Below are 17,484 nucleotides of genomic sequence, written 5' to 3'. Positions count from 1 at the left end.
AGGTGACCACGGCGGTGGCGCTCGGCGACCTGTCGAAGAAGATCGACGTCGACGCGCGCGGCGAGATCCTCGAACTCAAGACGACGATCAACACGATGGTCGACCAGCTCTCGTCCTTCGCCGGCGAGGTGACCCGCGTGGCGCGCGAGGTCGGCACGGAGGGCCGCCTCGGCGGTCAGGCCGAAGTGGACGGTGTGTCCGGCACGTGGCAGAAGCTGACCGAGAGCGTGAACCAGTTGGCCAGCAACCTGACCACCCAGGTGCGGGCCATCGCGGCGGTCGCGACGGCGGTGACGGCGGGCGACCTGACCCGGCAGATCACCGTGGAGGCGTCCGGTGAGCTGGCGGAGCTCAAGGACAACGTCAACCAGATGATCGGCAACCTCAAGGAGACGACCCGCACCAACCAGGAACAGGACTGGCTCAAGACGAACCTGGCCAGGCTGTCCGGGTTGATGCAGGGCCACCGCGACCTGCACGCGGTCGCGTCGCTGATCATGAGCGAGCTGACGCCGCTCGTGTCGGCGCAGCAGGGCGCGTTCTTCCTGTTCCAGCAGGAGGGTTTCGAGCTGACCGCCAGCTACGGCTACGGCAGGCCGGACGGTCGCGTGGTGCGGTTCGCGCCGGGTGAGTCGCTGGTCGGGCAGGCCGCGCTGGAGAAGAAGACCATCCTCGTCACGGGGGTGCCGCCGGGCTACCTGACCGTCTCGTCGGGACTCGGCTCGTCGACGCCCGCGAACCTGATCATCCTGCCGGTGCTGTTCCAGGGCGAGACGCTGGGCGTGATCGAGCTGGCCACGCTCAACGAGTTCACCAACGTGCACCTGGACCTGTTGGAGCAGTTGAAGGAGAACATCGGCGTCAACGTGAACACCATGCTGGCCAACGCCCGCACGGACGCGCTGCTCGCCGAGTCGCAGCGCCTCGCGCAGGAGCTGCGGGCCGGGTCGGCCGAGCTGGAGGACCGCGCCAAGCAGCTCTCGTCGGCGTCGAAGTACAAGTCCGAGTTCATGGCCAACATGTCGCACGAGCTGCGGACCCCGTTGAACAGCCTGCTGATCCTGGCGAAGTTGCTGGCGGACAACCTCGACGGCAACCTGAACCCGAAGCAGGTCGAGTTCTCCCGCACGATCCACTCCTCGGGCAGCGACCTGCTCCAGCTCATCGACGACATCCTGGACCTGACGAAGGTCGAGGCCGGGCACATGCAGGTGCAGGCCGAGCCGGTGCGGGTGGCGGAGCTGGTCCGGTACGTCGAGTCGCTGTGCCTGCCGCTCACGGCGGAGAAGGGCCTGGAGTTCCACATCAGCGTGGAGCCGGACGTGCCCGTCACGCTGCACACCGACGAGCACCGGCTCCAGCAGATCCTGCGCAACCTGCTGTCCAACGCGGTCAAGTTCACCCACGAGGGCGGGATCGACCTGCACATCCGGCACGCCCAGCCGCAGGAGGCGCCGGACATGGCGTGGCCGCGCACGACGTCGATGCTGGCCTTCGACGTCCGCGACACCGGCATCGGCATCCCGGCGGAGAAGCTGTCGGTGATCTTCGAGGCGTTCCAGCAGGCCGACGGCACCACCAGCCGCAAGTACGGCGGCACGGGCCTGGGCCTGTCGATCAGCCGCGAGCTCTCGCAGCTCCTCAACGGCAGGCTCAACGTGCGCAGCGAGCCCGGCGTCGGCAGCACGTTCACGCTGTACCTGCCGCTGGCGAAGACCGCGCAGCACGCGGAGATCCCCGCGCCGCTCCAGGAGCTGCCCGCGCCGTCGGTGCCGGTCACCCGCGGCCGGACCGCGCAGGTCGCCGTGGCCGCCGCCCCGGCGACGCTGGTCGCGCCGGACACGCTGCCCGAGGCGCCGACCCGGTTCCACGGCGAGAAGGTGCTGGTCGTCGACGACGACCTGCGCAACGTGTTCGCGCTGACCAGCGTGCTGGAGCTGCACGGGCTCCAGGTGATCTACGCGGACAACGGCATCGCGGGCGTCCGGGCGCTGGAGCAGTACGACGACGTGACGCTCGTGCTGATGGACATCATGATGCCGGAACTGGACGGCAACGCGACGATGGCCGCGATCCGGGCGATGGAGCACTACGAGGACCTGCCGGTCATCGCGGTGACGGCCAAGGCGATGAAGGGCGACCGGGAGAAGAGCCTGGCCTCCGGCGCGACGGACTACGTGACCAAGCCCGTCGACACCGACCACCTGCTGCGGCTGATCGCCTACTACCTGGGGATGGGCGAGGGGTCCTAGACCGCTTTCAGCGGGTCGGTCGTGGCGGCGGTGATGACCTCCAGGAGGTTCGCCACGACCGGGACCAGCTCGGGTGGGACGTGGTCCAGCACCCGGCGGCGGGCGATGGCCAGGTGTGCGGGCTGAGCCGCGTCGAGCCGGGTCCGCCCCGCCTCGGTGAGCACGGCGACGTTGCCGCGCGCGTCCGCCCCGTGCCGCTCCTTGTCGACCAGGCCGTGGGCGCGCAGCGCGTCGACGACCCTGGTGATGCGCGAGGGCGTGAGTCCGGTGGCGGTGGCCAGCTCGGACATCCGCAGGCGGCGGCCGGGGGCCTGGTCGAGCACGAGCAGTGCGGCGAAGTCGGTCATGGACAGGCCGGTGGCGCGGCCCATGTCGTCCTCCAGGACCCTGGGCAGCGCGTGGACGAGTCGTCCCAGCGTCGCCCACAGCAGCATCTCGTCCGCGGCCAGCGGCTCCTCGTCGGTCACCCGGCCATCCTGCCTCTCTTTGCTTGACCAGGCAAAGTTTTTCGACTATTACTTGCCTGGGCAAGCAAGGTTCAGCCAAGAGGAGGACGTCGTCACCACCCCGCCACCGGACAGCCCCGTCACGGGTCTGCCCGGTTTCACCCACCGCTACGCCGAGGTCAACGGAGTGCGGCTGCACCACGTCGTCGGCGGCAGCGGCCCGGCCGTGCTGCTCGCGCACGGCTGGCCGTTCACCTGGACCGAGTGGCGGCCGACCATGCCGCTGCTCGCCGACGCCGGGTTCACCGTGATCGCGCCGGACCTGCGCGGCTCCGGCGACTCGGCCAAGCCCGCCGGCCGCTACACCAAGCGCGACGAGGCCGAGGACCTGCACCACCTGGTCAGGCACCTGGGCTTCACCGAGGTCGACCTCGTGGGCGCCGACATCGGCACCATGGTCGTGCACGCCTACGCCACCGCCTACCCGGACGAGGTGCGCCGCCTGGGGCTCACCGAGTCGGCCCTGCCGGGGTTCGGCCTGGAACGGCTCATGGACGTCTCCGCGGGCGGCTCGTGGCACTTCGGCTTCCACGCGCAGGTCGACCTCGCCGAACTGCTCACGGCGGGCCGCGAGGCTGCCTACCTCGACCGCTTCTGGTCGGTGATGACCGCGGGGACGCTGAGCCCCGCACACCGCGAGGAACTGCTGCGCACCTACCGCGCGCCCGGCGGGATGCGCGGCGGGTTCGAGCACTACGCGACGCTGCTCGACGACGGCCGCGCCGCCCGCGCCGCCGCGCGGCTGGAGATGCCGGTCCTCGTCCTCAACGGCGAGCACGGCCTCCCCCAGCAGGTGCTGCTCGACGGTGCCCGCGAGGCCGCGACCGACGTGCGCGCGGACATCGTGCCCGGCAGCACGCACGCCATCGGCACGGACAACCCAACCTGGCTCGCCGACCGGCTCGCCACCTTCTTCCACGGGAGCACCGCATGAAGATCCTCGTCACCGGGGCCACCGGCTACGCCGGTTCGCGAATCGCCGCCGCGCTCAGCCGCGACGGGCACGCGGTGCTGGGCCTGACCCGCTCGCAGGCGGGCGAACGCGCCCTGGAGGCGATCGAGGTGACGCCGGTGCTCGGCGACCTCGCACAGCCGGACTCCTGGCGCGCCCGGCTCCGCGAGGCCGACGCGGTCGTGCACACGGTGCTCGACCTCGGCGACCCCGTCGGCAGCGACCAGCGGCTGTTCGCCGAACTGCTCGCGGCCCAGGAGGACGACGGCCGCCGTCGCCACCTCGTCTACACCACCGGCATCTCCGCTTACGGCCGCACGGGTCTCGCGCTGATGGACGAGACCACCCCCGGCAACCCGGAGAGCCCGCTGCACTTCCGCTTCCGGCTCGAACGGGAGCTGGCCGACTCGGGTCTCGGCCACACGATCGTCCGACCCGGCTTCCTCTACGGCGGGGCCGCGGGCACGTCGATGCTCGGCCAGTGGTTCGCGGGCCTGACCACCTTCTACGGCGACACCGCCAAGCGCTGGAGCTGGGTGCACGTCGAGGACCTGGCGGACGCGTACGCGGCGGTCCTGCGCGACCCGGCCCGGTTCGACGGGGAGACCTTCGTCCTCGCCGACGACCAGCGCCTGCGCGCGATCGACGTGCAGCGGGAAGCCCTGCGCGCGGCCGGGTACACCGGGGAGATCGGTCTGGAGGACGCGGAGGCGGGCGGGGTGATGCAGGTGGCCGCCGACCAGGACGAGCTGGTCACCAGCGCGAAGGCCCACCGCCTGCTGGGGTGGAGGCCGCGCCACCTGTCCCCCACCGACGCGGTCGACGTCCACTTCCGGGCGTGGCGGGCGGCCCAGCCCGTCGGCTAGGCGGGTTCGGCGGTCGCGTCGCCGACGGTGTCGTGGATGCTCATGACGGCGGTGAGGTCGGTCAGGCGGAACAGCTTGTGCACGGCGGGCCGCATCGAGGCCAGGCGGAACCGGCCGCCGCCCGCGTCCAGCCTCCGGTGCCAGTCGACCATCAGCGCCAGGCCGGTGGAGTCCATGAACTTCAGCTCGGCCAGGTCGAGGACGATCCAATCGATCCGGTCGACCCGGCGAACGGCACCGGACACCGCTCGTTCGAGGTGTTCGGACAGCGCGGGAACCGTCTCGGCGTCGAGTTCCCCCGACACCACCACGACCTCCCAGGCGCCCTGGGCCTCACTGCGCACCTGCAAGTCCATCGTCCCGAGTCCTTCCGCACGACCGGTGCCGCGACCTAGGAGATCGTGCAGCAAGGGCCGCTCCCGCGCGAGCACCGGGTGGCCGAAGCGGCGGACCGTCCGGTGGATGTGCGACGATGCGGTCCGGCCGATCAAGGGCGAGCGGGGAGCGGGATGTGCTGAACGAACCAGCGACACCCGTCGCCGTGGTGCTCCCGGCGGAGTCCGGTTCGTGCTCGCGGGCTCGACGTCTGGTCGACGAAGCGGTGACGAGCTGGGGTCTGCCGGAGGAGTTCGCGGACGACGCCGCGCTCGTGGTCACCGAACTGGTGTCCAACGGCGCGGACCACGCCGAGGGGCCGCTGCGGCTCACGGTGAACCGCACCGAGGGCGGTGTGCGCATCGAGGTGCACGACCGGTCGTCGGCGCTGCCCGTGGTGAGACCGGTCAGTCCGGAGTCCCCCCGCGGCCGCGGGATGATCATCGTGAACGCGCTGAGCGACTCCTGGGGCGTCGAGCCGGACGCCGACGGCAAGACCGTCTGGGCCGAGCTGGTCGCGAAGTAGCGGACCGGCGGTAGCCCTCCCCCGAACGGCACGCGGGTCGGGACCGGTCCACCGCCCTCGCCGGTGGTCGACGCGCACCCTCCACCCGGATCGGTCCGGGTGTCCCGCGCCTGCGTTCTACCCGCGGACGGCGCCCGGTGTCGAGTCCGGATCGTGGAACTCGCGTTCCCGCACACCGGACGTCGTCGAGTGGAACCGACACCCCGTCGGGCGGGCGGCGGCGCGGTCCGCAGTGGACGGTCCACACCTCTTGCGGCCCTTCGGTTTCGCCGGACCGGGCCGCCGGAACCCCCGCTCGCGCCACCGTCGGGCGAGGTCACCGGCGGTCCAATCCGGCGTCCCTCCAATGGACCAGTGGCCTACCGCCACCTCAGGGACGTTTGCCCTACCTGGGACACTGTGGGTTTGATCGAGAGCGTTCGTGGGCATGAACCCGGTTCCACCAAGGCTTCAGGAGGCGCAGGAATGCCCGGTAGACCCGAGCGGGTCGGAGTGCTCGACGTCGGCTGCTTCAGCGCCCAGCTCGTCGTGGTCGACCGGGAACAGGGGTCGCTCCTGCACCCCGAGGTGTCGCACAAGGTGCGGCTGCGGATGGACCGGGCGCTCGACGAGCACGGCCGCATCTCCAGGGCGGGCGTCGACCAGTTGGTGGCCGCGGTGCGCGAGGCGCGCAGGCTGGCGGACCGCGCCGAGGTGTCGACGCTGGTGCCGTTCGCGACCTCCGTGATCCGGGACGCCGCCAACGGCGCCGAGGTCATGGAGCAGGTCGCCGCCCGCGCGGGTGTCGGGCTCGGCGTGCTGTCCGGCCCGGAGGAGGCGCGGCTGTCGTACCTGGCCGCCCGGCGCTGGTTCGGCTGGGCGGCGGGACCGCTGGTGGTGCTGGACGTCGGCGGCGGCACGGTGGAGGTCGCCGCGGGAGTGGCGGAGACGCCGGAGTTCGCCCGCTCGATGCCGCTGGGCGCGCGCACCCTGACCAGGGAGTGGCTGGACGACGCCGCGACGTCGCCGCGGCGGCTGCGCGAGCTGCGGTCCTACCTGGTCGACCGGATCGGACTGGTGCTGCCGGAGGCGCTCGACGGCCGCGCCGTCGGCTGCTCCAAGGTGTTCGAGCAGCTCGCCAGGCTCGCGGGCGCCCGCCCTCAACGCGAAGGGCCGTCGGTGCTCCGCCAGTTGACGCTCACCGACCTGCGCTCGTGGATCCCGCGGCTGGCCTCGCGGTCGGCGCGGCAGCGCGCCCGGCTGCCGGGGATCTCCGCGCACCGGGCCCGCCAGTCGCTCGCGGGCGCGGTCGTCGCGGAGGCGCTCATGTCCAGCGCCGGGCACGACGTGGTCGAGATCTGCCCGTGGTCCACCAGGGAGGGCCTTCTGCTGAGCCTGATCGAGCACCGCGGTCGCTCCGGCGACCGGGTCAGGGTCGCCTGACGTGCCTCGGGAGACGATGACGCTCGCGGTCGAGACGGACCGCGCGGGCCGCGTGGTGGTGGCCGTGCGGGGTGAGATCGACCAGGCGGCGGCGGTGAAGCTGCTGCACAAGCTGGACCGGCTGGTCGCCGAGGGGCGGGCCCGGATCGTGCTGGACATGACCGAGGTCAGGTTCTGCGGCGCGCAGGCGTTGAGCGCGCTGGTGCGCACCCGTGCCCGCGCCGACCGCGCGGGCGGCTGGCTGCGCCTGGCGGGCACGCCGCCGCACGTGCGGAAGGTCATCGCCGTGACCGACCTCGACCGGCTGCTGCCGCACCACGAGGACGTGGCGGCGGCCCTGCTGGGCAGACGTCCGCCGGCGGACACGAAGAAGTAATCCACGAGCGCCCGGAGGTCGGGGCGGACTACGTTGCCGCCGTGGAGATCCGCCTCGCCCGACCGGACGAACTCGTCGGGCTGCAACAGATCGAGATCGCTTCCGGCGAGCCGTTCCGCGCGATCGGGATGCCGGAGATCGCCGACGACGACCCGCTGCCCCTCGCCGTGCTCACCCACCTCCAGTCGCTCGGCCGGGTGTGGGTCGCGGCCGAGCCGGAGCCGGTGGGGTGGATCGCCGTCGAGGAGGTCGACGGGTTCGCGCACGTCGAGCAGGTGAGCGTCCACCCCGGTCACGCGCGGCGCGGCGTCGGGCGGGAGCTGATCGACCACGTCGGCGCCTGGGCGGCCGGGCGCGGGTTGACCGGGCTGACGCTGACCACGTTCCGGGACGTGCCGTGGAACGGGCCGTACTACGAGCGGCTGGGGTTCCGCCAGGTGAGCGACCTGACGCCGGGGCTCGCGGCGGTCGTCGAGCAGGAGACGGCCCGCGGCCTGGACCCGGCGACGAGGACCTGCATGCTCCGCGGAGTATGACGAGCGTCTCAGATCATCGTGGTTTCGCGGCCGTCACGGCTGGGAAACACCCGTGGTGACCCGCCACCGGAGGTTGCTCGATGATCGATTTCGTTCACGAAGCGCTGTTCTACCGCGACCCCGGCCAGTACCTGGCCGGAACGGTCCCGTTCGTCCTCGACGGCCTCGCGGCGGGTGAGCCCGTGCTGGTGGCCGTGCCGCCGCGCAACGTCGAGCTGATCCGCGACGAGCTGGGCGCCAAGGCCGACCACGTCCGGTTCCTGGACATGACGGTGGGCGGGCGCAACCCCGGCCGGATCATCCCCGGTGTGCTGACCCCGTTCTCGAACGAGCACCCGTCCCGCGTGCGGATCATCGGCGAGCCGATCTGGGCGGGCCGCTCGGTGAGCGAGTACCCGGCGTGCGTGCAGCACGAGGCGCTGATCAACACCGCGTTCCACGGCGTGGACGCGGTGATCCTCTGCCCGTACGACACGTCCCTGCTGGCGGCGGACGTGCTGGTCGACGCCGAGCGCACGCACCCCGTGCTGGTGGACGGCGGTGGCCGCCGACCGAGCCCCCGCTTCGACGACCCCCGGCGGATCGTCACGGACTTCAACCTGCCGCTGCCCTCGCCCCCGCGGTCGGCGGTGGCGTACTGGTTCGACATGCACAGCCTGCCCGCGACCCGCGGTCTCGTCGCCGACTTCGCGACCACCGCGGGCCTGTGCGAGGACCGGGTCGAGGACCTGGTGCTCGCGGTGAACGAGCTGACGACGAACAGCATCGAGCACGCGAACGGCGGCGGTGAGCTGCTCGTCTGGCAGGAGGGCGACGCCGTCGTGTGCGAGGTGCGCGACAACGGCGTGCTGCTCGACCCCATGATCGGCAGGACGAAGCCGACGCCGAACTCCGACGGCGGGTACGGCGTCGTGATGGTCAACCTGCTGTGCGACCTCGTGCGCGTCCACTCGGGCGAGGACGGCACGGCCATCCGCGTGCACGTCACCTGAGACATCACCCGATCGGTCCTGCTTCTGGGGCTCATGTCACGCGCGGGTCTCGCCGCCGTCATCCTTGGCTGGTTGTCTGGAGGCATTCCGGACGCCCCAGGCGGAGGACCTCCAGACATGACCGCAGACCAGTTGAGCCCGTTGGACGTCGCCTTCCTCTGCCTCGAGGACGACAAGAACCCGATGCACCTCGGTGCCGTGGCCTCGTTCGCGCCCCACCGGCCGGTGCACCCGGCGCGCATCGTCGCGCTGCTGTGCGAGCGCGCGCAGGAGATCTCCAAGCTGCGCAAGCGAACCCAGGTGTCTTGGTTGCCGCTGGGCGGAGCGTCCTGGGTGGACGATCCCCGCTTCGCCGTCGAGGACCACGTGACGGGGCACCACCTGCGCGGCCCCGGCGGTGAGGACAGGTTCGCGGACCTGGTGTCGACGCTGATGGCGCAGCCGCTGGACCTGGACCGCCCGCCGTGGGAGCTGCACGTGATCACCGGGCTGGCGGGTGGGCGGTTCGCGGTCGTCGTGAAGCTGCACCACGCGCTGTGCGACGGGCTGAAGGCCGTCGGGCTCGGCCTGCGCCTGCTCGACGACCTGGGCCGGGACCTGCCGCTCACCACCGAGTCCGAACCGGAGCCCGTCGGCCTGGCCGCAAGCGTTTTCGACTCCTTGAAGGAGTTGGCGGGCACGGCGACGATCGCGTCCGCGGTGCTGCGCAGCGCCCGGACGCCGGGCACCCGGTCGCCGGTGTTGACCAGGTCGCCGCGGCCCCGCCAGGTGGTGATGGCCCGGTTGGGCGTCGACGAGGTGCAGCGGGTGCGCAGGCGCCACGGGGGCACGGTGAACGACGTGCTGCTGGCGTTGGTGACGGGGGCGCTGCGGCAGTGGCTGGTGGCGCACGACAGCGCGGGCGCGGGTGCCACCGTGCGCGCGTTGATCCCGGTCAGCACCCGCGGGCGGGACCCGAGGGGCGGCGGTCCGGGCAACCAGATCTCCGGATTCCTGTGCGAGCTGCCGGTGGGCGAGCCGGACGCGCGGGAGCGCCTGCGGATCGTGCGGGCGGACATGGACCGGCACAAGGCCGAGGGCCCGGCGCGGGGTCCCGGCGCGCTGCCGCTGCTGGCGGACCGCATCCCGGCCGCCCTGCACCGGCTGGCCACGCCGCTGGCCGGGCGGTGCGCGCCGCTGCTGTTCGACGCGCTGGTGACGAGCGTCCACCTGCCCGCGCTGCCGTTGACGCTGGACGGGGCGGAGCTGAAGGAGATGTACCCGGTGGCGCCGGTGGCGGCCGGTCACGCGGTGGGGGTGGCGCTGTCGGTGTACCGCAGCGGCGTGCACATCTGCCTGCACACGAACCAGCCCTGGATCTCGGGGTCGCGGTGGCTGCTCGGGGCGCTGCGGCGGGAGCTGGCCGCGCTGGACCACGCCGACGCCCTTGTAGATCGGGCATAGATGCCGTCCGTACCGTCCGGAAGACCCTCGGAGCTGATGGGAGTCGTCGTGGAGCTGACGTCTGACGCCGAAGTCGAGATGCGGGAATTCCTCGTGCCGCCGCGGGAGTGGTGGGACGAGGAACCGACGATCGTGCGTGGTGAGGACTAGCCCGGTCCATCCGGTGCGGCCCGCCCGCGTGGCGCGGTGGGAGTCGCCGGGGCCACCGGGACGAGCGGCGGCCCCGGCGACGGTTCAGGGGCGGGCCTTGTCGAACAGGTCCTCGTAGGCGTCGAGCACGGCGGGCACGCTGTAGCGCTCGGCGGCCTTCGCCACGCCCGTCTCCCGGTCCGGCGGGCTGTCGCGCAGCTCTCGCAGGCGGGTGGTGATGTCGGACGCGACGCCGGGGCGCACCAGGGCGCCGAAGCCCGTCTCGCGCACCGGCACGCGGACGCCCGGCAGGTCGCTGGCCAGCGCGGGGACGCCCGCGAGCATGCCGACCACCTGGACGATGCCGAAGGCTTCGAAGGCGTTGACCGACGGGAGCGCGAAGACGTCCAGCGAGGCGTAGAAGTCGGCCAGCCGCTCGTCCGGGATGAAGCCGAGCAGGGTGATGCGCGGGTCGCCGTCGATCCTCCCGCGCACGCGGTCGATGACGCTGCCGCCCGCCACGGCGCCGAACTCGCCGCCGATGAGCAGGCGGGCGTCCGGGTCGTCCAGCGCGCGGAAGCCGTCGACCAGGTGCTCGACGCCCTTCTCCTCGACGATCCGGCCCAGGAAGCCCACGTGCAGGCCGTCACCGTCGCGGAAGGTCGGCCGTCCGCCCTCCACCGGGCGGCAGGGTGGCGGGACCGCGGCCATCTTCGGCTGGATCGACGGCCAGAGCCTGCTGCGGTGGGCGTAGTCCTCGCTGGTGACCGCGACGATCTCGGCGTGCTTCATGGCCAGCCTGCTGGAGGCGTCGACGACCTTGCCCTGCACGGTGTTCAGCACGCCGGGCGGGAGGCTCACGTCGCAGTGGTAGGTCAGCACGACCGGGCAGTGGGCGCCCTTGGCGATCAGCCCGGCCTCCAGCATGGGCAGGTGCGCGTTGAGCACGTGGGCCGTCTTGGACGCCCGCACGACCAGTCGGGTGAACTCCGGGCTGATGGTGCCCTTGCCCAGCCTCGCCAGCACGGGGGCGCGGGTGACGGTCACGCCGTTGACCACCTCCTCGGCGGGCAGGGCGGGGTCGTGGCGGGTGGTGATCACCCGGACCTTCCGGCCGCGGTCGGCGAGGCCCTCAGCGACGTCCCTGGCGAAGTTGGTCAGCCCGGACACGTAGGGCGCGTAGTAGGTCAACGCGATGACCAGGTCGTCGTGCACGACGGTCCTCTCCGGAGGTGGTGAGCAGGAACATGCCGGTGAGCCAGCCGAGGCCGGACCCGACCAGGAACGAGAGTTCGGCGCGCAGCAGCAGGTCCGGCACCAGCGCGAAGGTCGCGGCGGCGCCCGCGATGCCCACCAGCCACGCCTGCGCGACCTTGGTGTGCAGCGCCGAGGCGACCAGCGCCTGGGTGGTGATGATGAGCCCGAGGTGCGCGACGACGCCGATCGCCATCAGCACCAGGTCTCCGCCCGCGAGGACGTAGGAGTCGCCGAACACCAGCCGCACCAGTCGCGGTCCGAGCAGACCCGCGAACACCGCGCCGACCACGCCGGACGCGGCCAGGACGGCGGTCAGCCTCACCAGCGCCCGCACCAGGACCCGGCCGCCCTCCCGCGAGAGCTTGGCCAGCGACGGGAGCAGGGCGGTCTGGAGCGGCACCGCCACGAACAGCGGGACCCGCACCAGCAGGAACGCCGCCAGGAACCGGCCGGCGGTGTCCGAGTCGGTCGCGGTGGCCGCGACCACCACCGGCAGGCCGTTCAGCAGGAGCTGCGCGCAGACCGAGCCGAACAGCAGCGGCAGCACCGCCCGCCGGAAGTCCGAAGTGGACACCGAACCCGGACCGCGGGGGACGAGGAGCAGGACCGGCAGGTGCGCCACGGCGATGGCGGCGACCAGCGTCCAGGCGAACCCGGCGCTGTCCGTCACGACGGCGTAGCCGAGCCCGAGCGCGAACAGCACCCGCAGCGCGGTGTCGACGACCAGCAGACCGCCGTGCCACGCGAGCCTGCCGCTGCCGATGAGCGCGCCCCGGACGAGGAACTGGCCCGCGGACACCAGGCACAGCGCGGCGACCGCCACGACCGCCCACGGCTTGCCGCCCAGCGGGTCTAGCAGCAGCGGCGACGCGGCCGCGACGAGCAGCAGTTCGAGGCCCGCGAGGCCGAGCGCGACGCGGGTCGCGGCGCCCATGGCGGCACTCGGCGACAACCTGGCCAATTCCTGTTCGACCGGGAGGAATGCGCCGAAACCGACCAGCAGGGAAAGCGACCAGAAAGCGCCGAAATACCCGTACTCGGCCGGGGTGAGATTCCGCGCGACCACGGCGAGGTAGGCGTTCACGAGCAGCCCGGACGCCACGACACCGATGCCGACGAGACCGATCGACCTGGTTCCGCCGCTGGTAGGAGCGCTCAGGACGGTTCACCTCGCACAGGGGCGGACAGGGGGTGGCCGAACCATAACGGCAGCCGGGAGCCGGGAACGCCCACGTTCCCGGCGCGTAACACGCTGCTCACACGGTTAACGCAAATGTTTCAGCGGAACGTGCAACCACGTCCTCCACGTAATTGAGCGGCACTACGTTCACGGCTCGTCGATGAACACCCAGCCGACTGAGGACCACCACGAGTGACGACAACGATTACCCCCGCGCCCGAGATCGAGTCCACTCCGCCGCCCCGCCGGGGCGGACTGGCCCTCCGGACGATCGTCCTGGTCGCGGGTCTGCTCACCGTGGTGTTCGCGGGCCTGCTCCCGCTGGCCCCCGTGACGGTGAACGACCCGACCGTCCAGTGGCCGTCGGAGGTCTCGGCGCCCCGGTCCACCAGCCTGGCGCTGGGCGCCTACAAGCCGCTCGGCCTGGACGTCCGGTTCAGTTGCGACGCGGCGCGCGCGGCGGGTGGTTCCGGCGTGGTCGTGTCCACGATGGACCCCGGCGTCCCCGCGGCCGACGAGCGCGGCCTGACCGTTCGCACCAGGGGTGACCGGCTGCTGATCCGGGCGACCGGGACGACCCTGCTGGACACCCCGCTGTCCGCGGGCGACTGCGCCTACCGGGTGCGCGGGGACGAGCACGGGCTCGCGGTGCTGCTGGACGGCGTCGAGGTCAGCCACGGGGGCGCCCTGCCGGACGTCCACTCGCTGGCGACCACGATCACCGCGCTGGACGGCGCGACCGCGGAGGACCTGTCGGTGTCGCTGCGGGTGGACGACCAGTTCACCACCAGCCCGTCCACCGCGAAGATCGTGCTGATGGTCCTGCTGGCGCTGTCCGCGCTGGTCGCCGTCGTCGGCCTGGTGCGGATGGACGTGCGGATCCCGTTGCCGCACACCAGGTTCCGGCCTCGTCTGGTCGACATCGTGGTGCCCGCCGTGATGGTGCTCTGGGTGTTCCTCGCGCCGATGTCCGACGACGACGGCTACTACAGCGCGATGGCGCGGAACGTCGACGTGACCGGGTACGTCGGCAACTACTACCAGTTGCTCAACCAGGGCTTCACGCCGTTCGCCTGGTTCTACTACTTCCTGTCCAAGTGGCAGGTGCTGTTCGGCACGGCCCCGGTGGTGCTGCGGATCCCCGCGCTGCTGTTCGGCCTGGTGACGTGGTTCGCGGTCCGCTGGTTCGTCGCGCAGGCCAGGGTGATCCCCGCCGAGTGGTCGCGGCGCAGCCCGTGGGTCGACCGCGGCGCGCGGTTCGTGCTCGCGTCGGCGTTCCTCGTGTGGTGGCTGCCGCTGGACATGGGCGTGCGGCCCGAGGGCGTCGTGACGATGTGCGGCGCGCTCACGCTGCTGGCGGTGGCGAAGGCCGTGGAGTCGCAGCGGCTCGCACCGCTCGCCGCGGGCATCGGCGTGGCGGGGGTCGGGTTCTTCGCCCACCCCACGGGTTTCACCGTGCTGGCACCGCTCCTCGCCGGTCTGCCGTTCCTCGTCCCGTTGCTGCGCAAGGATGACGCGAACTGGAAGACCGTGCTGGCGCGGACGCTCGGCGTGCTCTCGCCCGGCGCGGTGGCGGTGGTCTTCGCGTTCGCGGACGGCACCCTGCGGGACTTCGTGCACGCGCAGGAGATCTTCCTCCGCATCGCCGGTCAAGATAGCTGGTACAGCGAGATCGCCCGGTACACGTTCCTGCTCAACGCGAGCGACCCGATGGCGAACTACGCCAAACGCGCGCCCGTGCTGCTGTGCCTGGTCGCGCTGGTCTGGTTCGTGGTGCTGGTGACCTCGGCCCGCGCGCGCCGCGTGCCCGTTCCGTCCCGGCTGTCGCTCGCGGGCTGGTCGACGCTGTTCGCGTTCCTGCTGCTGTGGTTCACGCCGAGCAAGTGGACGCACCACTTCGGCAGCTTCTCCGGCATCGGCTCGGCGTTCCTGGCCCTCCTGCTGGTCGGCTCGGTGCCGCTGGTGCGGGAGTTGACCCGCGACCGCAGGATGTCCGCGCCGATCGTGCTGGGCGCGGTGGTCAGCGTGTCGGCGATGATGGCGCTCGCGTTCCACGGCGCCAACAAGTGGCCATACTCGTGGCTGCTGGGCATCCCGAACCCGAACGACTCGCCCGGCGTCTCGGTGATCCGCTTCGACAAGCCGTACTGGGGCGTGATCGCCATCGCGGTGGTGGCGTTCCTGGTGGCGCGCAAGCTGCCGCACTGGCGGAAGCTGTCGGTGGTCGTGGCCATCCCGGTCGTGGTCGTCCTGTTCTTCCTGGCCAACATCACCTACCTGGTCGGCGGGTTCTCCTACGCCACCGTGCAGACGATGGGCACCTGGTCGCCGTGGGCCGCCAACGTCCGCGACCCGCTCGCCACCGATTGCGGTGCGGCGGAAGCGATCGACGTGCTGGACGTGCGCGGCGCGCAGCCGCTCACCGAGCTCGCGGGCCAACCTCAGGTCGACGAGTCCGCGTTCGCACGGGGGCGCGGCTGGTTCCCCTCCGCTCCCCCGCCCGACGGCGGCGCGAGCGCGACGACGTGGGGCAGCATGATCGACCGGCCGGGTCAGGAGTTCCCCGAGCAGACCGTGGGCAAGCTGACCACGCCGTGGTTCGTGCTCGACGGCGGCCCGGACGCGACGGCCGTGCTCGTCGCGGGCCTGCTGGGCCGGGGCAACACCCTCGCCGCCGAGTTCGGCACCACGGCGGGCAAGGTGCTGGCCACCACGCCGATCAGCGACCAGCAGGACAGCGTGCTCTGGCGCAACCTCGTGCTGCCGCCCGCGCCGTCCGGCGCGGAGACCGTGCGGCTGGTGGCGGCCGACGGTTCGATGGACTGGGGCGGCTGGCTCGCCGTCACCGCGCCGTCGGTGCAGCGCGCGGTCCCCCTCAAGGACTACCTGCCGAGGGACGCCGCCGTCGCGGTCGCGTGGCAGTTCGCGTTCCTGTTCCCCTGCCAGCGCCAGCCCGAGCTGCGCGACGGGATCATCGAGCCGATCTCCTACGCCGTGCAGTGGGGCGACACCGCCACCGGCGGCATCTCCGACGCCACCTGGCAGCCCGTCCGCGGCGGCCTCTTCGGCGACGTGCTCGTGTCGCAGTCGATCACCGCGCTCACCGCCCGGATGCACGACTTCCCCGGCGCGTTCCCGACCCAGGTCTACCAGACCGAGGCCCGCTACCCCGCGGGCCAGTACACCCTCACCCACCAGCGCAAGACCCTGTTCGGCTGGGAGGCCATGCCATGACCGGCTCGGTGAGCGCGCGCGAAGCCGTCGCGCTGAGCGCGGTGCAGACGGCGCTCGCGTCACCACAAGTGGTGCGGGCGGCGAAGGCGCTGTCGCTGTTCGGCGAGCACAGCGCGGGCTGGTTCGCGATCGGCCTGGTGGGCGCGGCCGTCGACCGCGACCACCGTCGCGAGTGGACGATCGCGGCCGGGTCGGTCGTCGCCGCGCACGCCGCGTCCATCGTGGTGAAGCGGGTGGTGCGCCGCCGCAGGCCCGACCACCCGGACGTCCGGGTGCTGGCGGGAACGCCGAGCGGGCTCAGCTTCCCGTCCTCGCACGCCACGTCCACGACGACCGCCGCGATCCTCTACGGCGCGCTGACCGACCGGCCCCTCACGCCCCTGCTGGTGCCGCCGATGGTGCTCAGCAGGCTCGTGCTGGGCGTGCACTACCCGAGCGACGTCATCGCGGGATCCCTGCTCGGCGCCCTCGTCGCGGGCGGCGTGCGGCGCTTCACCTCCCGCCGACCCCGACCGGAGGAGCGATGACCGTGGCCGTCCCCGCCGATGTCCGCCCCGCGCCCTGGCGCACGTTCCTCGGCCTGGTCCGGACCGCGCGTCCGCACCAGTGGACGAAGAACGTGCTGGTGCTCGCGGCGCCGTTCACCTCGACCCGGATCTTCGAGGCCGACGTGCTGCGGTCCGCGGCGCTCGCGTTCGTCGCGTTCTGCCTGGCCGCGTCGTCGATCTACCTCGTCAACGACGCCAAGGACGTGCTGGCCGACCGCGAGCACCCGAAGAAGCGCCTGCGGCCGATCGCCGCGGGCGTCGTGCCGGTCCCGCTGGCCTACGGCGCCGCGGTGGCGCTGATGCTGGGTTCGCTGGCCGTCGCGGCGGCGGCCAACTGGACGCTCGTCGTGATCGTGGCCGTGTACCTGGTGGTGCAGCTCGGCTACTGCCTCGGCCTCAAGCACCAGCCCGTGCTGGAGCTGTGCATCGTCGCGTCCGGCTTCCTGCTGCGGTGCATAGCGGGCGGCGTCGCGGCGGACATCGTGCCGTCGCAGTGGTTCCTGCTCGTCACCGCGTTCGGCTCGCTGTTCATCGTGGCGGGCAAGCGGTACGCGGAGATCAAGCTCTACCAGTCGACCGGCGCGGCCATCCGGCACTCGCTGACGAAGTACTCGGAGACCTACCTCCGGTTCGTCTGGGCCACCTCCGCCGCCGTCATGAACATGACCTACGGCCTGTGGGCGTTCGAGATCAGCCAGCGCACGCACAATAGCTGGGGCGCGCTGTCGATGGTGCCGTTCGTCATCGCCGTGCTGCGCTACGCCGTGGACGTCGACAGCGGCAAGGCCGGAGCCCCCGACGACCTCGCCCGCACCGACCACGTCCTCCAGGTACTCGGCCTGGTCTGGCTCGGGACGCTCACGCTGGCGATCTACGTCTAGTCTTCCCGC

Annotated in this window: 16 protein-coding genes; 12 read left to right on the top strand and 4 right to left on the bottom strand. The window is 72.1% G+C overall.

Going from position 1 to position 17,484, the window contains the following annotated elements; genetic code table 11:
* Nucleotides 1-2,252: hybrid sensor histidine kinase/response regulator (locus NZH93_RS48910; protein WP_259630245.1), on the top strand; the 2,252-nt coding region annotated here is incomplete at its 5' end.
* Here the strand turns inward: NZH93_RS48910 and NZH93_RS48905 are convergent.
* Nucleotides 2,249-2,719, bottom strand: coding sequence for a MarR family winged helix-turn-helix transcriptional regulator (locus NZH93_RS48905; protein ID WP_259630244.1), 471 nt, complete (start codon nt 2,717-2,719; stop codon nt 2,249-2,251). The genes NZH93_RS48910 and NZH93_RS48905 overlap by 4 nt on opposite strands.
* 52 nt (nt 2,720-2,771) lie before the next feature.
* Between NZH93_RS48905 and NZH93_RS48900 the strand changes: the two genes are divergently transcribed.
* Nucleotides 2,772-3,692 (top strand): alpha/beta fold hydrolase, encoded by a 921-nt coding sequence (locus tag NZH93_RS48900; RefSeq protein ID WP_259630243.1) that lies wholly within the window; start codon nt 2,772-2,774, stop codon nt 3,690-3,692.
* A complete protein-coding gene (locus NZH93_RS48895; RefSeq protein WP_259630242.1) occupies nt 3,689-4,576 on the top strand; it encodes an NAD-dependent epimerase/dehydratase family protein in 888 nt (295 codons plus the stop codon). The genes NZH93_RS48900 and NZH93_RS48895 overlap by 4 nt, the downstream gene beginning before the upstream one ends.
* Here NZH93_RS48895 and NZH93_RS48890 read toward each other — a convergent pair.
* Complete coding sequence (locus NZH93_RS48890) at nt 4,573-4,932, bottom strand: STAS domain-containing protein (protein WP_259630241.1); 360 nt, start codon at nt 4,930-4,932, stop codon at nt 4,573-4,575. The genes NZH93_RS48895 and NZH93_RS48890 overlap by 4 nt on opposite strands.
* A 155-nt stretch (nt 4,933-5,087) precedes the next feature.
* On the opposite strand from NZH93_RS48890, the gene NZH93_RS48885 reads away from it, so the two are divergent.
* The 6 genes from NZH93_RS48885 (at nt 5,088) to NZH93_RS48860 (ending at nt 10,246) form a co-directional block, all read left to right on the top strand.
* A complete protein-coding gene (locus NZH93_RS48885; RefSeq protein WP_259630240.1) occupies nt 5,088-5,477 on the top strand; it encodes an ATP-binding protein in 390 nt (129 codons plus the stop codon).
* Nucleotides 5,478-5,942: 465 nt separating this feature from the next.
* Entirely contained in the window at nt 5,943-6,899 is a 957-nt protein-coding gene (locus NZH93_RS48880) for a Ppx/GppA phosphatase family protein (protein WP_259630239.1), read from the top strand.
* Between the two features lies 1 nt (nt 6,900).
* The gene (locus NZH93_RS48875) at nt 6,901-7,275 is read left to right on the top strand and encodes an STAS domain-containing protein (RefSeq protein ID WP_259630238.1); all 375 of its coding nucleotides are present in this window, start codon (nt 6,901-6,903) and stop codon (nt 7,273-7,275) included.
* Nucleotides 7,276-7,316: 41 nt separating this feature from the next.
* The gene (locus NZH93_RS48870) at nt 7,317-7,811 is read left to right on the top strand and encodes a GNAT family N-acetyltransferase (RefSeq protein WP_259630237.1); all 495 of its coding nucleotides are present in this window, start codon (nt 7,317-7,319) and stop codon (nt 7,809-7,811) included.
* Between the two features lie 80 nt (nt 7,812-7,891).
* The gene (locus NZH93_RS48865; protein WP_259630236.1) at nt 7,892-8,803 is read left to right on the top strand and encodes an anti-sigma factor RsbA family regulatory protein; all 912 of its coding nucleotides are present in this window, start codon (nt 7,892-7,894) and stop codon (nt 8,801-8,803) included.
* Between the two features lie 117 nt (nt 8,804-8,920).
* Nucleotides 8,921-10,246, top strand: coding sequence for a wax ester/triacylglycerol synthase family O-acyltransferase (locus tag NZH93_RS48860; RefSeq protein ID WP_259630235.1), 1,326 nt, complete (start codon nt 8,921-8,923; stop codon nt 10,244-10,246).
* Nucleotides 10,247-10,480: 234 nt separating this feature from the next.
* Here NZH93_RS48860 and NZH93_RS48855 read toward each other — a convergent pair whose 3' ends face one another.
* Both NZH93_RS48855 and NZH93_RS48850 read right to left on the bottom strand, forming a co-directional pair.
* Nucleotides 10,481-11,590, bottom strand: a complete 1,110-nt coding sequence (locus tag NZH93_RS48855; protein WP_259630234.1) for a glycosyltransferase family 4 protein — start codon at nt 11,588-11,590, stop codon at nt 10,481-10,483.
* Nucleotides 11,508-12,734 carry a lipopolysaccharide biosynthesis protein gene (locus NZH93_RS48850; protein WP_259630233.1) on the bottom strand — a complete coding sequence of 409 codons (1,227 nt, stop codon included), beginning with the start codon at nt 12,732-12,734 and terminating at the stop codon, nt 11,508-11,510. The genes NZH93_RS48855 and NZH93_RS48850 overlap by 83 nt, the downstream gene beginning before the upstream one ends.
* 270 nt (nt 12,735-13,004) lie before the next feature.
* On the opposite strand from NZH93_RS48850, the gene NZH93_RS48845 reads away from it, so the two are divergent.
* From NZH93_RS48845 to NZH93_RS48835, 3 genes are read left to right on the top strand one after another with little or no spacing between them, the layout of a single operon-like run.
* Nucleotides 13,005-16,046, top strand: a complete 3,042-nt coding sequence (locus tag NZH93_RS48845; protein ID WP_259630232.1) for an arabinosyltransferase domain-containing protein — start codon at nt 13,005-13,007, stop codon at nt 16,044-16,046.
* Nucleotides 16,043-16,573, top strand: coding sequence for a phosphatase PAP2 family protein (locus NZH93_RS48840; RefSeq protein ID WP_259630231.1), 531 nt, complete (start codon nt 16,043-16,045; stop codon nt 16,571-16,573). The genes NZH93_RS48845 and NZH93_RS48840 overlap by 4 nt, the downstream gene beginning before the upstream one ends.
* Complete coding sequence (locus tag NZH93_RS48835; RefSeq protein ID WP_259630230.1) at nt 16,570-17,475, top strand: decaprenyl-phosphate phosphoribosyltransferase; 906 nt, start codon at nt 16,570-16,572, stop codon at nt 17,473-17,475. The genes NZH93_RS48840 and NZH93_RS48835 overlap by 4 nt, the downstream gene beginning before the upstream one ends.
* Nucleotides 17,476-17,484: the final 9 nt, after the last annotated feature.

The organism is Umezawaea endophytica (genome assembly GCF_025061645.1).
GTDB classification, from domain to species: Bacteria; Actinomycetota; Actinomycetes; order Mycobacteriales; family Pseudonocardiaceae; genus Umezawaea; species Umezawaea endophytica.
Note: the sequence above shows the minus strand (reverse complement) of the source record. Positions and strands in the feature narration are given on the sequence as shown.